This window comes from Polyangium mundeleinium (genome assembly GCF_028369105.1).
GTDB classification, from domain to species: Bacteria; Myxococcota_A; Polyangia; order Polyangiales; family Polyangiaceae; genus Polyangium; species Polyangium mundeleinium.
The window spans coordinates 11,062,830-11,076,002 of record NZ_JAQNDO010000001.1 but is presented as its reverse complement, the minus strand read 5'-3'; the positions used below and the strand labels follow the sequence as shown (position 1 = coordinate 11,076,002).

The 13,173-nt window shown below is 68.9% G+C and carries 12 protein-coding genes; 5 read left to right on the top strand and 7 right to left on the bottom strand.

Features of this window, described 5'->3' with window-relative positions:
• Positions 1–122: 122 nt before the first annotated feature.
• Together POL67_RS43600 and POL67_RS43595 are read right to left on the bottom strand one after the other, a co-directional pair.
• Positions 123–839, bottom strand: coding sequence for a hypothetical protein (locus POL67_RS43600; RefSeq protein WP_271927167.1), 717 nt, complete (start codon positions 837–839; stop codon positions 123–125).
• A gap of 126 nt (positions 840–965) precedes the next feature.
• Positions 966–2,162 carry a glycoside hydrolase family 113 gene (locus POL67_RS43595; protein WP_271927165.1) on the bottom strand — a complete coding sequence of 399 codons (1,197 nt, stop codon included), beginning with the start codon at positions 2,160–2,162 and terminating at the stop codon, positions 966–968.
• A gap of 92 nt (positions 2,163–2,254) precedes the next feature.
• On the opposite strand from POL67_RS43595, the gene POL67_RS43590 reads away from it, so the two are divergent.
• Entirely contained in the window at positions 2,255–3,886 is a 1,632-nt protein-coding gene (locus POL67_RS43590) for a DNA polymerase/3'-5' exonuclease PolX (RefSeq protein ID WP_271927163.1), read from the top strand.
• Between the two features lie 14 nt (positions 3,887–3,900).
• Here POL67_RS43590 and POL67_RS43585 read toward each other — a convergent pair whose 3' ends face one another.
• Positions 3,901–4,224 (bottom strand): transcriptional regulator, encoded by a 324-nt coding sequence (locus POL67_RS43585; protein ID WP_271927161.1) that lies wholly within the window; start codon positions 4,222–4,224, stop codon positions 3,901–3,903.
• Positions 4,225–4,435: 211 nt separating this feature from the next.
• Between POL67_RS43585 and fusA the strand changes: the two genes are divergently transcribed.
• Together fusA and POL67_RS43575 are read left to right on the top strand one after the other, a co-directional pair.
• Positions 4,436–6,547, top strand: a complete 2,112-nt coding sequence (gene fusA / locus POL67_RS43580; RefSeq protein ID WP_271927159.1) for an elongation factor G — start codon at positions 4,436–4,438, stop codon at positions 6,545–6,547.
• Positions 6,548–6,615: 68 nt separating this feature from the next.
• Positions 6,616–7,584: a potassium channel family protein gene (locus tag POL67_RS43575; protein ID WP_271927157.1), complete on the top strand. Its 969-nt coding sequence runs from the start codon at positions 6,616–6,618 to the stop codon at positions 7,582–7,584.
• Positions 7,585–7,593: 9 nt separating this feature from the next.
• On the opposite strand, the gene POL67_RS43570 is transcribed toward POL67_RS43575, so the two are convergent.
• The 3 genes from POL67_RS43570 to POL67_RS43560 all read right to left on the bottom strand — a co-directional run bounded on the left by POL67_RS43570 (position 7,594) and on the right by POL67_RS43560 (position 9,723).
• A complete protein-coding gene (locus POL67_RS43570) occupies positions 7,594–8,322 on the bottom strand; it encodes an aquaporin (RefSeq protein WP_271927155.1) in 729 nt (242 codons plus the stop codon).
• A gap of 67 nt (positions 8,323–8,389) precedes the next feature.
• Positions 8,390–9,163: a phosphocholine cytidylyltransferase family protein gene (locus POL67_RS43565; protein WP_271927153.1), complete on the bottom strand. Its 774-nt coding sequence runs from the start codon at positions 9,161–9,163 to the stop codon at positions 8,390–8,392.
• Positions 9,164–9,273: 110 nt separating this feature from the next.
• Positions 9,274–9,723: a hypothetical protein gene (locus tag POL67_RS43560; RefSeq protein WP_271927152.1), complete on the bottom strand. Its 450-nt coding sequence runs from the start codon at positions 9,721–9,723 to the stop codon at positions 9,274–9,276.
• A 352-nt stretch (positions 9,724–10,075) separates the two neighbouring features.
• Here POL67_RS43560 and POL67_RS43555 point away from each other — a divergent pair, with 352 nt between their 5' ends.
• Positions 10,076–10,864 (top strand): acyl-CoA desaturase, encoded by a 789-nt coding sequence (locus POL67_RS43555; protein ID WP_271927151.1) that lies wholly within the window; start codon positions 10,076–10,078, stop codon positions 10,862–10,864.
• Here POL67_RS43555 and POL67_RS43550 read toward each other — a convergent pair.
• The gene (locus POL67_RS43550) at positions 10,845–11,936 is read right to left on the bottom strand and encodes a hypothetical protein (protein ID WP_271927150.1); all 1,092 of its coding nucleotides are present in this window, start codon (positions 11,934–11,936) and stop codon (positions 10,845–10,847) included. The two genes, POL67_RS43555 and POL67_RS43550, sit on opposite strands and share 20 nt — an antisense overlap.
• Before the next feature lie 17 nt (positions 11,937–11,953).
• On the opposite strand from POL67_RS43550, the gene POL67_RS43545 reads away from it, so the two are divergent.
• Positions 11,954–12,892 carry a TIGR01777 family oxidoreductase gene (locus POL67_RS43545; RefSeq protein WP_271927149.1) on the top strand — a complete coding sequence of 313 codons (939 nt, stop codon included), beginning with the start codon at positions 11,954–11,956 and terminating at the stop codon, positions 12,890–12,892.
• Positions 12,893–13,173: the final 281 nt, after the last annotated feature.

Here is a 13,173-nt window from a genome sequence, read left to right as displayed (position 1 = left end):
AACTCCTCATCGAGGTCCCACGCCCGGGATTGGCACTACCAGGCGTGGGGACCGGATGAAAGAGGCTTTTCAGGAGAGACGGGTTGTTCGGAGGAGACCGGGCGGCGTGAGCGTCGGAACGATCACGGGCAGTTGATCTTCGTGCAACCTACGAGACCTTCGGGGCTACACGTGCACGTGTTGCAACCGTCACTCGCCTGCCACGAATCTCCGGGTTGGTAGGTTTGTTCATTGTAGGTGCACACGACGGCGCACGCCTTCTCGGTGCAAGCGACCGAGCCGTCAGGCCCGCACGTGCACGTATTGCAGCCGTCTGTCGAGGGGAAGGAGTCGCCGGCCTGGTAGGTTTGTCCGCCGTACTCACAGGGGAGGCAGGCCTTTTCGGTGCAGCCGACCATGCCGTCGTCGCCGCACGTGCACGTATTGCACCCGTCGCTCGAAGGGAACGTGTCGCCGGGGTTGTAGCCGATGCCGTCGACGATGCATGCAGGCTCGGGGCAGGCCTCCGCGGTGCATGTGACAGAGCCGTCATGCCCGCACGTGCACGTATTGCAGCTGTCGTCCCCGGGGAAGGTATCGCCCTCCGTGAAGACCTTGCCGTTCACGGTGCACGTCGCGAGGCACGCCAATCGCGTGCAGATGGTCGACCCATCGGCCTGGCAGGTGCAGGTGTTGCAGCCGCCGGGCGCGGGGAATTCTTCGCCGACGGAGAATTGCTTGCCGTCGACCTCGCAGGCGCCGCCGCCCGCGGCGCCGACGAAGATGCAGCCCGCAGCCGAGACCGAAAGCGCCGCGAGGGTGAAGGCCGAAAAGCAGGAAGAAAGGGTTCGTCGGATCATATCGACTCCTGTGCCAGCATGGGCCAGCCCAACGGGCCGGCCGAGCGGCGGAGGAGCCTAGGAAGAACCGTGCCAGGTGCAGGAATTCGTCGGACGTCCAAAGGCCGGACGTCCAACGGCTGGACCTCAAAACAGGGGCGGGGAGAGTTCCCAGCCGAGGAGGCCCGGGGTGCGGGCGCGGTGCCTACCGAGGTTGTCACCCGGGAGGGCCGGGCCGTCCGCGGCCCAGCGCGCGGTGAAGGCGTCGCGGAGCACGAGTTCGGCGAGCTTGCCGCGCGGGGAGAAGCCCCACTCGGCCTCCTGCGAGACATCGTCCGGGTCGGCATAATACCGCCACACGAAGAAGCCCGCGCACGAGCGGCTGTCGAGCAGCGGCGCGATGAGCGCCTCGTACGCGAGGGCCTGCGCCTCCTCGTCGATCGTCACGTCCTTCATGCCGTCGGGCCACTCCCACGGCCGGATCGCCGGATCCTTGCGGGTCGTGTACCCGATCTCCGTGAGCACCACCGGCCGCCCCCACATCGCCGCGAGCCGCTCGATGCCCTCGGCCACCTTGCGGCCACCCGCGAGGAGCTCGTCGCGCCCCGCGCCGTCCTTGTCGGCGAGCGGGTAGAACGCGTTGATCCCGACGAGGTCGAGCTCGCCGAAGATGAGCGTGTCCTCGGCGTCGTCCCAGTTCGCCGAGTAGGTCAGGAGGCCCGGGTAGACCCGACGGACCTCCTGGATGATCGGGTAAAACAAGGCGGCGCGGCCCGTCGTGACGAAGCTGCGTAGCTCCACGCCGACGCTGAGCATCTCGGCGCCGCCCTCGGCCGCGACCTCGGCCCAGGTGAGCAGGAAGCGCTTGTACGCCGCGGCCCAGCGCTCCCAGGCCGCGTCGTCGCCCGGATCGATGAGCGCGCGCCAGCCGCCGGTCTCGACCCACAGGTGCGGCACGAGGAAGACCTTGAGGCCACGCGCGTGCGCCTGCGCCATCGCGTGAAGGACGTTCGCGCGGTTCTCGGCGAACGGCGCCTCGAAGGTGAGGTCGATCCCGTTCGGTTTCAGATCCCAAACGCGACCGAAGGGCGTGAGGCTGACCCACGTGGAGCCGAGCGCCTTGGCCTCGTCCATCGCGCGGCCGCTCGCGGGGCTTCCGTAGCCCTTGCCCGCGTGGCGGAGGCTCTCGATGGGGCCGATCGTGAGCCCGCGGATGCCGCCGCGCGACGCGTCGGCCCAGGCCGTCGGGCCATGGGGCGCGGCGACGGGCGTGGCGACGGAGGCCGAGGCGGGAGCGGCAGCGGCCAGGACGAACAGGCTTGCTGCGGCGAAGGAGGTCCTCACGTTGGGCGAGGGGATATAGCGCGAGAAACCCGACGTGTGATTTGCTTTTCGCAGTCTGGTCGGGCGCGAGCAGGCGAGCGAAGAGGAAGAACATGGACAACGAAACCATCGGGAGCACGCTGGATCAGGTCGCTGATCTCCTGGAGATCGAAGGCGCGAGCGTGTTCCGCGTCCGCGCGTACCGAGGCGCAGCGCGCACGGTCTCCGCGCTCGCCTCACCCGTGAGCACATTGCCCGAGAAGGGGCCGGGCTCGCTGGAGGAGCTGCCGGGCATCGGCAAGGACCTGGCCGGCAAGATCCGCGAGCTCGCGGAGTCGGGCGAGCTCGCGCTCCTGCACGAGCTGAAGTCGCGCACGCCGGAGAGCTTGATCCACCTGCTGGAGCTGCCGGGGCTCGGGCCGAAGCGGGCGAAGGCGATCCACGAGGGGCTCGGGATCGACACGATCGAGGAGCTCGAGAAGGCCGCGCGGGAAGGGCGGCTGCGCGCGCTGAAGGGCGTGGGGCCGAAGCTCGAAGCGCAGATCCTCGAAGGCATCGCGGCGCGCGCGGCGCGCGGAAAACGGATCTCGCTCGCCGAGGCCGAGGCGCAGGTCGAGCCGATCGTGGCGCGGCTGCGCGCCACCGAGGGCGTTTCGCTGATCGAGGTCGCCGGGAGCTACCGCAGGCGCCGGGACAACGTGGGCGACGTGGACATCCTCGTCGCCGCGGAGACGAGCGTCGCGATCGGGAAGAAGCTCATCTCGGATCCTGCGACGGACAAGGTGCTCGCGGACGGGGACACGAAGACGAGCGTGCTCTTGAAGAGCGGGCTGCAGGTCGATCTGCGCGTGGTGCCCGTGGAGTCGTTCGGCGCGGCGATGCACTACTTCACGGGGTCGAAGGCGCACAACATCGCGATCCGCACGCTCGGCGTGCGCCGGAAGCTCAAGATCAGCGAGTGGGGCGTGTTCCAGGAGGACAAACGCGTCTCGGGCGAGCGCGAGGAGGACGTGTTCGCCTCGGTGGGGCTTGCCTGGGTGCCGCCTGAGTTGCGCGAGGATCGGGGCGAGATCGACGCGGCGCGAGAAGGGAAGCTGCCGAAGCTCGTGGAGCGCGCCGAGATGCGCGGCGACTTCGTGGGAGGGAACCTCGACGCAGACGGCATCGCGGCGATCGCGTCGGCGTGCGGCGCGAAGGGTGCGGCGTGGCTCGTGGTGCTCGGCGCGTCGCGCAACGAGATCGAGCGCGCGCAGAAGCACGCGGGGAAGGTGAAGCTCTTCGCCGGCGTGGTGGTGTCCATCGGCGCGGACGGTTCGATCGGGACGAGCGAGGACGTCGACGTCGTGATCGGGGAGATCCACGCGGCCGACCTCGACGAAAAATCGCTCACGCAGGCGCTCGTCGCCGCGGCGAAGTCGGGGCGTATCCACGTGCTCGCGCGGCCGTTCAACGGGAGCAAACCGAAGCAGTTCGACGTGGAGGCGGTGGCGAAGGTTTGCCGCGAGCACGGCGTGCTCCTCGGGCTCGACGCGCGCCCCGCGTTCCTCGCGGGCGCCGACGGCTACGCGCGGGCCGTCAAGGACACGGGCGCGCAGCTCGTGATCACGAGCCGGGCGGCGAACGCGGAGCAGGCCGCGCACATCCGCTTCGGCCTCGATCAAGCCCGGCGCGGCTGGTGCGAGGCGAAGGACGTGGCGAACACGCTCTCCGCCGAGGACGTCGAAAAGCTCCTCGCGCGCGGCTGATCAAGTGCCGAGCATCAGAGCGGCGTATCGGGCGGCAAGCCGGCGGCCCAGACGAACACCTCGTCGACGCCCTGGGCCACAAGCGCGATCAGCAAGGTCACGACGACGCCGAGCACGAGGCCCACGAGCCCGTGCAGGTACCCTTTTCCGCGCCGCGTCACCCAGCCCCAGGCCGGCATGCAGAGCGGCCCGTACCACATGAGCACCGCCCCCCAGGTTGCCGCGTTCCAGGCGCGCTCTCTCTGCTCTTCGGACAGGCGGCTCTTGTCCCAGCGCTGGAGCGCGTAGGTCAGAGCGATTCCGAGCGCGAACTGAAGGGCAAAACGAGCGACCTGCATGCGACCCCGAGCGGGAGGCGGATGCTACCCGAGCCCGCTCCCGTCTGGGGCGGTCAGCGCGGGGCTTGACGCGCTGCCGTCCTCCCGCGGGCCCGGCGTGGAAACCACAGAGCTTCGAACCCAAACCCCCTGGCAAGGGCGACCGAACAGGCGTAGAGGGGAGATCTGCCCTGCGACAAGGGGAGCGCGAGGGCGTGGACAGGAACCGACCATGACGACGAACGCGCCCAGCGACATTCGCAACGTTGCTCTGATCGGCCACAAAGGAGCCGGCAAGACGTCGCTCGCCGAGGCCATGCTCTTCGTGGCGAAGGCGACGCCCAAGCTCGGCAAAGTGGACGACAAGTCGAGCGTTCTCGACGACTCGGCCGAGGAGAAAGACCACGCCGCCTCGCTCGAAGCGAGCGTTGCCTACCTGCATTGGAACGGCAAGAAGGTGAACGTCGTGGACACGCCCGGCGAGGGCAGCTTCCTCGCCGAGACGCGCCTCGCGCTCGGCGCGGTGGACGCGGCGGTCCTCGTCGTGAGCGGCAAGGACGGCGTGCAGCCGATCACCGAGCGCGTCTTCGGCTGGGCGCGCGGGCAAGGCCTGCCGATCGTCGTGGTCGTCACGAAGGTCGACGCGGAGAACGCGCAGCCCGACGACGTCGTCGCCGAGATCAAGGCGCGCCTCAAGGCGCCGCTCGCCGTGATGGAGCACCACGTCGGCGAGGGCCTCGACTACCAGGGCATCATCACGCTGCGCACGAAAAAGGCGTGGATCGGCAAGCCCGAGGCGCCGAACGCGATCGCGGCGGGCGCGGTGCCTGCTGATCTCGCGAGCGTGCTCGAGACGGGCCGCGGGAGGCTCGTCGACGATGTCGCCGGGACGACCGACGAGCTCACCGAGAAGTACCTGACCGAAGGAGATCTCACACAGGAGGAGCTCGATCAGGGCCTGCGGGACGCTGTGCGCGAGGGCAAGATCGTCCCCGTGTACTTCGCCTCGGGCACGCGCCCGAGCGGCGTCGCGGCGCTGCTCGACGGCATCGTGGAGCTCATCCCGCCGCCCACCGCGCATCCGACGTGGAAGGGCACGGTGCCCGGCGGCAAGGTCGGTTCGACGCCGGCTGCGGCCGAGCGGCCGAGCTCGATCGACGCGCCGACCGCGGTGTTCGTCTTCAAGACCTCGATCGATCCACACGCGGGCCGCACCTCGTTCGCGCGTGTCCTCTCGGGCACGCTCAAGGCCGACAGCTCGCTGCTCAACGCGTCGACGGGCAATGCCGAGCGTGTTGGCAAGCTCTTCAACATCGTCGGCAAGGATGCGAAGGCCATCGACGAAGCGAAGGCCGGTGACATCGTCGCGCTCGCGAAGCTCAAGTCCACGCTGAGCGGCCAGACGCTCTCCGACGAGAAGCACGCGTTCCTGTTCACGGCGCCGGAGCTGCCGCCTTCCCTGTTCTCGCGCGGCGTGAAGTTCGAGGGCAAGGGTGCCGAGGACAAGGTGAGCTCGGCGCTCTACAAGCTCACCGAGGAGGATCCGGGCCTCACGGTGTCGATCGAGGAGACGACGCGCGAGCTCGTGGTGTCGGGCCTCGGCTCGCTGCACCTCGAGATCACGGTCGAGCGCATCCGTCGCCGCGTGGGCATCGACTGCCGCCTCGGCGCGCCGCACATCGCCTACAAAGAGACGATCACGAAGCGCGTCACGGGCGTCGAGGGCAAACACAAGAAGCAGACGGGCGGCCACGGCCAGTTCGGCGTTTGTTACATCGACATGGAGCCCATGCCGCGCGGCGAGGGCTTCCTCTTCGAGGACGCGGTCGTCGGCGGCGCGATCCCGCGCCAGTTCATCCCCTCGGTCGAGAAGGGCATCGTGAAGTCGATGGCGAAGGGCTTCCTCGCCGGCTTCCCGCTCGTCGACCTGAAGGTGCGCCTCTACGACGGCAAGTACCACGACGTCGACTCGTCCGACGCGGCCTTCCAGATGGCCGGCAGCAAGGCCTTCAAGGCCGCCGCAGCGCAGGCCGGCGCGGTGCTTCTCGAGCCGGTCGTGAAGATGCAGGTCGTCGCGCCGAGCGTGGCGACGGGTGACGTGATCGGCGACATCAACAGCCGTCGCGGCCGCATCCTCGGCACGGACACGGTCGAGGATCAGACGATCGTGAACGCGTACGTCCCGCTCTCCGAGGTGCTCGAGTACGAGTCGAAGCTGAAGAGCATGACGCAGGGCAAGGGCACGTTCTCGATGAGCGTCGACCACCTCGCGATCTGCCCGCCGATGGTCCAGGACAAGGTCATCAAGGACAGCGGCTTCAAGGTCACGGAAGAGGAAGACTGATCTCGAAGCGCCGTCGCTTCCGATCGGTCAGGCTCCGCATCGCCGCCGCAGGTTACGTCCTGCGGCGGATGGGGCCGCCCCTCCTTTACGCCTCCCTCTACCTCATCGTCGCGACGTTCGTGCTGCGCTGGGATCTCCGGCGCGGCGGCGAGCCTTTGCCCGACTTCTCCGAGACGGTCTGGTCGCTCTGGACGCTTCTCGTCTTCGAACCGACCGAGCCCTTTCCTCACACGCCCGTCGCGCGCGCCGTCTTCTGGTTGACCCCGCTCGCGGGTCTCTTCCTGCTCGCGCAGGGCGTCTTCAAGATCGGCGCGTCGCTCTTCGACCTCGCGACGCGCCGGGAGGTGTGGACCTCGATCATGACCGACATGATGAACGGGCACGTCGTGGTGTGCGGCGTCGGGCACGTGGGCTACCGCGTGATCGAGGAGCTCTGCATCCTCGGCGAGGACGTCGTGGCGATCGAGCAGAACGACACGAAGGGTTTCATCGAGCAGGTGCGCGAGAAGGGCGTGCCCGTGCACATCGGCGATGCGCGTCGCGACGAGCTGCTCGAGAAGGTCGGCGCCAAGCGCGCGAAGGCCGTCGTGTGCGCGACGAGCGACGACCTCGCGAACCTGGAGATCGCGCTCGACGCGAAGCGCATGAACCCGAGCGTGCGCGTGGTGATGCGCATGTTCGATCAAAGGCTCGCGGGGAAGGTCGGCGGCGCGCTCGGGCTCGATCAGTCGTTCTCGACGAGCGCGCTCTCCGCGCCGCTCATCGCCATCCAGGCGACGTACGAGGGCGTGCACGCCGCCTACCGGATCGACGATGTCGTGCGCGTGACGGCCGAAGTCACGGTCGGCGCGTCGCAGGCCGAGGTGACGGTGATGGACCTCGAAGACCGCTTGCCGTGCCGCATCGTGAGCCGCCGGAAGAAGCCCGACGAAAGCTTCGCGCCCGTACGACCACGTGACGTGCTCCGCGGCGGCGAGACGCTCGTCGTTGATACGGCCGCCGTGGATCTGCCGGCCGTTCGCTTTCAGCTTGGCTGAGGGAGGCGCTCAGCGCGCGCGCTCGGCCGTCGCGCGGGCGCCTTCGCTCGATCGTTCGGGCGTGAACAAAATCCGAAGCGCCATCGCCGCGATTGCGCCGCCGACGAGCGGACCGAGCACGAATACCCAGAGCTGATCGAGCGCGACCCCGCCCGCGCAGAGCGCCGCACCGAGCGCGCGCGCCGGATGCGCCGGCAGCCCCGTGACGGGCATGCCCACGAGGTGCACGAGCGTGATGCCGATGCCGCCCGCCGCGGCCGAGAGCGCATGCTGCGTGGCCGGGCGCGCGCGATCCGCCCCGCCGAGCAGGACGAACGCGAGGATCGCCGAGAGGCCGATCTCCGCGGCGAGCGCGGCGTTTGCGCCGTAGAACCCGGGCGAGTGCCGCCCGAACCCGCCCGAGAGCGCGTCGAACACGCCCGGCGCCCCGCCCGGCCTGCCTCGCGCGATCGTCACGGCGAGCCCGACGCCTGCGGTCGCGCCCGCGATCTGCGCCGCGACGTACGGCAGCACGTCACGCGCCCGCATCCGCCCGGCGAGCGCGGCGGCCACGGTGACGGCCGGGTTCAGGTGCGCCCCGCTCACCGGACAGAGCGCGAGCGCGGCGGCGGCGAACGCGAGCCCGAACGCGAGCGCGATCCCGATCGTCCCGAGCGCCGCCCCGCCCACAGCCGCCGCCCCGCACCCCGCGAAGACCACGATGAACGTCCCTACGCCCTCGGCCCAAGCTCGCCGCATGCCCGCGCCTCCTTTGTCCCCCAAGCGTAACCCAGGGCTGGCCAGGAGTTCCCCGCGCGCTGCGATTTCAGCCGGCCGGCTGGCCTCCGCTCCACCACGACTGGGCGAGCGAAGCATCCTCGACGGTATCGATCTCCATGTACCCGCCGAACGTGTCCACGCGGTGCATCGCCTCGCCCCGCTCCAACATGTGCTGCAAGAGGTCGATCAGGTACGCCTTCTCGAACGTACGTCCCTCCCGGAACACGCCCTCCGGATGCGCGACCTTCGCCTCGTCGTAGGCGTGCACGAACCGCCGCGCGCCGTCGGCCGACAGTTTCATCACGCCGATGAACTCGCCCGCCGCCTGCTCCGATACGATCCGCCGGGACAGCTCCACGACACGCCGGTCGTCCGCGCGCATCTTTTCCGCGTCGGTCTCCGGGTGCTGCGAGCGGCCGTGGTAGCGCCTCCGCCAGTCCGTGTCGCAGGCGAGCGTGATGTCCCAGGGCGCGCGCACGAGATCGGCGACGATCTCGGGGCGGTAGACGATGTCCGCGTACGTGGACACGAAGCCCTCGGCGAGGTGCTCGCGGGCGCAGAGCAGCGAGGCGAGGATGTTGTTGTGCTCCCAGCGCGTGTTCTCGACGTAGGTCAGGTCGGGGTACCGCGCCTGGATGACCTCGGCCTTGTAGCCGCAGATGAAGATGATGTCCTTGCGGGCGAAGCCGCCGGCAGCGAGCGCCTCGAGGATGCCGTCGAGCATCGGGCGTCCGAGGACGGGGACCAGGGTCTTCGGGATCTCTTCGGTCAGGTGGCGGAGCCGGCTGCCGCGGCCTGCGCCGATGATGATGGCCTTCACGGGCTGGCTCGTTAGCATGCCTTCGGGCCGGCGTCCTTTGGAGCACAAAAAGCCGCGAGCGGCCCCGGAAGACCGGAGGCCGCTCGCGCGATGGGTGAATGCGTGGCCGATCAGACGTCGTTCGAGCAAGCGCTGACCGCGGGGCCGCACTTCGCCGGATCGTTCATGCAGGCGAGGCAGTCGGCGTTCGGGGCACCGCCCGTGCAGAGGCTGTCCTTGCAGAGCGCCTCGCAGATGTTGCCGGACTCGCAGGTGCAGGCGTACGCCGCGCTGTAGAGCTCGTCCGCGGCCTTGCCGTCGGGCGTGTCGCAGAAGGTGAGCTCGGGATCCGAGGCCGCCTCACCACAGGACTCGGTGCACGCCGAGCCGCCGGAGCCGCCCTGGCCGCCCTGGCCGCCCTGGCCGCCGTTGCCGCCGTTGCCGCCGCCGCCGCCGACGCCCGGACCCGAGCCGCCGTCGCCACCGGAGCCGCCGCTGCCGGTGTTGTCGACGACGACACATCCCGCCGCCAACGCCATACAAGCCACTGCACCGAGCATCGCAAAGAATCGCATCTTCATTCGAGTTCCTCCCAGGTAAGCACCCGAGTTCGACAAGGACGTGCCGAGGCTAGCAGAGCTCTCCGCTCGGGCCAACCGGGGGCAAGAGCCCCACGACGGAGCGAAGCATCGGAAGCAAGCGAGCCACAAGGCGAGCCAACACGCGCGAACGGGCTCGGGTTCCCGTTCGCCGCTTGGCCAAAAAACTTGGACGACGCCGTCCACGGTTCATTCAAAGCTCAAAACGTGGATCGCGGCGCGGGTCGGGCCGAGGTGGTTTCTGGCCTTCCCACCCTCTCGCTGTCCGTGGACCGACGGAAAGATGACTCTCCCGTGACGGTGCGTGCCGTCCCATGTCGCTTACCAAGGAGCGATGGCAATCGTGCTGTTCTTCGTCGGGCACTGGACGTTGTCCATATTTTGCCAGACGTTTTTCCTTCATCGCTATGCCTCCCACCGCATGTTCACGATGAGCAAGGGCTGGGAGCGCTTCTTTTATCTGCTCACGTTCGTCGCGCAGGGCTCCTCGTTCCTCGTGCCGCGGGCTTATGCCATCCTGCATCGGCATCACCACGCCTATAGTGACACGGAGCGGGATCCGCATTCACCACGCTACACGGGCAATCCATTCGCGATGATGTGGGGGACGAAGAAGCGTTATCACGACCTCGCCTATCGCATCGAGAAGCCCGAGCCGAAGTTCGACGGCGGATATCCCGCGTGGGACCTCGTCGACCGCATCGGCAGCGACTGGCCGGGGCGGCTCGCCTGGGGCGCGGCGTATGTCGTCTTTTATCTCGTGTTCGCGACAGCCTTTTGGCAGTTCTTGCTTTTGCCCGTGCACTTCCTGATGGGCGTCATTCACGGCGCGATCGTCAACTGGTGCGGTCACCGGTATGGATACCGGAACTTCGATAGCAAGGACGACTCGCGCAATACGCTGCCGTTCGACTTCCTGACGATGGGCGAGCTCTTCCAGAACAACCACCATCGCTTCGGCCAGGCCCCGAATTTCGCGGTGCGCGCCTGGGAGCTCGACCCGACGTGGCACGTGATCCGGCTGCTCGCCTTCCTGAAGATCATCGACCTCGGCGAGCGCCCGCAGGTCGGCCGCTACGAGTCGACCCTGGAGGTCGCGCCCGTCATCGATACAGGTTCGTGAACGACTGCCGCAGGTTTTCCGGCGAGAGCGCGTCCTTGCGCTGGTGGAACTCGGGCAACGCCGCCTGGTAGGCCTCGTCGAGGCGGAAGACCGAGCTCCGGAACTCCGGCGCGAAGATCGGCGCCGTCGCCGCCCCGAGCTCGAGGACGTCCTGGTATTGCCCGCGCTCCTTGAGGATCTGCGCCGAGAGCCCGTACATGAGCAGGCCGCCGGGGATCGCGCCGAGCGCCGTCGTCCCCACGGCCGGATAACAAAGGCGCACCGTCCGCACCCCGAATCGATCTTGGATCTCCTGCATCGTCTGCCGCTGGAGCTTCTTCGCGCCGGCGAGCGGGCCCATCGCGTAGACCGGATCGTCGGGCTCGTAATCGTAATCGCAGAACGAAACGACGCTCTCGCCCCGCGCGAGCAGGCCCGCCGCCGCGAGCGGCTCTGCCCAGAGGAGCGACGACGTGCCCATGAACCGGTTCGTCCGCTCGATGTCCGTGTCCGTCGCGACCTCGACCTCCACGAGCCCGACACGACGGATGTTCTCCGGTCGGCCGAAATCCGGGATCTGCAGGATCGGATCAAACACGACGTCGATGTCCTTCACGTTCGTCGGGCCATGCTCGGCGTACCGCTTTGTCGCGCCCGCCGCGATGCCGTTGACGAGGTGGACCGCGCGGTACTGACCCTTCAGCGCCGCGACGACCTCCTCCACCGTCTCGGGCTTCGTCGCGTCCGCGTTCCAGATGCGCGCCGTGAGCCCCTCGGCCGTCGCTGCCTCGACGAGCGCCGCGACGTGGTGGCCGCCGATCTGCATCTTTTCGCTGTCGTAGTGCACGCCGAAGACGGCCGCGCGCTCGCCGAAGAGGAGCTGCACCGCGAGGGCCCGCGTGATGCCGTTCGAGCCGCCGAGGATGACGACGGCCGTGTCCTTCGCGAGGCGCGCGCCGCGCGGTCTGAGCAGGGTCCGCTGCGCAGCGAGGAGCTCCCGCGCGACACGAGGGCCGTCCTGGGCCAGCGCTTGGACGATGGCGCGGCGATCGGTGCCGCCGAGCGGGAGCTTGCGGAAGACCTCGAGGTTCATGTCCGTAGCCTCTTACCATGGTAAAGAGCGCCGTGGTGAAGACGGTCCTTTTGACGGGCGGCACCGGGTTCATCGGCCGGCGTCTCACGGAGACGCTTCTCCAGCGCGGTGATCGCGTGACAGTGCTCACGCGGGATCCCAACCGAGCGCGAAGCAAGCTGCCTCGAGGTGCGACGGCCGTCGCGTGGGATCCCGAGCACGAAGGTCCGTGGCTCGACGAGATCGGGCGCGCGTCCGCGATCGTGCACCTCGCGGGCGAGCCCGTCGCGCAGCGATGGACCGACGAGGCCCGCCGCGCGATCGTCGCGAGCCGCGTGGACTCGACGCGCCTCGTCGTCGAAGGCATCCGTCGCGCCGAGAAGAAGCCCGAGGTGTTCGTGTGCGCGTCGGCCGTCGGCTACTACGGGCCGAGGCCGCCGAACGAGGCGCTCGACGAGACGGGCAGCCGCGGCGAAGGGTTTCTCGCGGACGTGGTCGAGCAGTGGGAGGCCGAGGCGGCGAAGGCCGAGGCGCTCGGCGTGCGCACGGTGATGCTGCGGATCGGGGTCGTGCTCGGCGAGGGCGGCGGCGCGCTGGAGAAGATGCTCTTGCCCTTCAAGATGTTCGCGGGCGGGCCGATCGCGCCGGGCTCGCAGGTGATCGCGTGGGTGCACGCGGAGGACGTCGTGGGCCTCGCGCTCCTCGCGCTGAACGACACGCGCGCGCGCGGCCCGCTCAACGTCGTCTCGCCCGAGCCTGCGACGAGCAAGGAGCTGGCGACGGCGATCGGTCGCGTGATGCGCAGGCCCTCGTGGTTCACGACGCCCGAGGTCGCGGTGAAGGTCGCGCTCGGGAGCGAGGCCGTCATGATTTTGACGACGGGCCAACGTGTGGTGCCTGCACGCGCCAAGGAGCTTGGCTACGTGTTCCAGTACCCGGCGCTCGTCCCGGCGCTCGCGTCGATCCTGACGCCGTAGCGGCTCTGCGGAGCGCCTCGCGCTTCGCCGGGGAGAGTGACCGTCCGCCGATCCTTCTCCCCGGCGAAGCGCCTCAAAAGACGCCGGCCACCGGGAGTCGCCGAGAAGTCGACCTTGTCGAGCAGCAACTTCCCGGGGGCCGGGACGGCCTAGTGAGACGCTCCCCCCGAAGCGCGCCGTCCATGAGTCCATGCATAGGCCATCTTCGTCTCCGGATCGCTCGGGACGAGTTGGAATCCCGTGTCCGGTCCGGACCTGATGTCCCCGTACGAGACGTACGC

What these genes read in the sequence shown, in the direction of transcription:
- POL67_RS43550 (WP_271927150.1), bottom strand. Translation starts at nt 11,936, where the DNA reads ATGAACCTCGAGGTCTTCCGCAAGCTCCCGCTCGGCGGCACCGATCGC.
- POL67_RS43545 (WP_271927149.1), top strand. Translation starts at nt 11,954, where the DNA reads ATGGTAAAGAGCGCCGTGGTGAAGACGGTCCTTTTGACGGGCGGCACC.
- POL67_RS43570 (WP_271927155.1), bottom strand. Translation starts at nt 8,322, where the DNA reads ATGCGGCGAGCTTGGGCCGAGGGCGTAGGGACGTTCATCGTGGTCTTC.
- fusA (WP_271927159.1), top strand. Translation starts at nt 4,436, where the DNA reads ATGACGACGAACGCGCCCAGCGACATTCGCAACGTTGCTCTGATCGGC.
- POL67_RS43575 (WP_271927157.1), top strand. Translation starts at nt 6,616, where the DNA reads ATGGGGCCGCCCCTCCTTTACGCCTCCCTCTACCTCATCGTCGCGACG.
- POL67_RS43590 (WP_271927163.1), top strand. Translation starts at nt 2,255, where the DNA reads ATGGACAACGAAACCATCGGGAGCACGCTGGATCAGGTCGCTGATCTC.
- POL67_RS43560 (WP_271927152.1), bottom strand. Translation starts at nt 9,723, where the DNA reads ATGAAGATGCGATTCTTTGCGATGCTCGGTGCAGTGGCTTGTATGGCG.
- POL67_RS43600 (WP_271927167.1), bottom strand. Translation starts at nt 839, where the DNA reads ATGATCCGACGAACCCTTTCTTCCTGCTTTTCGGCCTTCACCCTCGCG.
- POL67_RS43585 (WP_271927161.1), bottom strand. Translation starts at nt 4,224, where the DNA reads ATGCAGGTCGCTCGTTTTGCCCTTCAGTTCGCGCTCGGAATCGCTCTG.
- POL67_RS43555 (WP_271927151.1), top strand. Translation starts at nt 10,076, where the DNA reads ATGGCAATCGTGCTGTTCTTCGTCGGGCACTGGACGTTGTCCATATTT.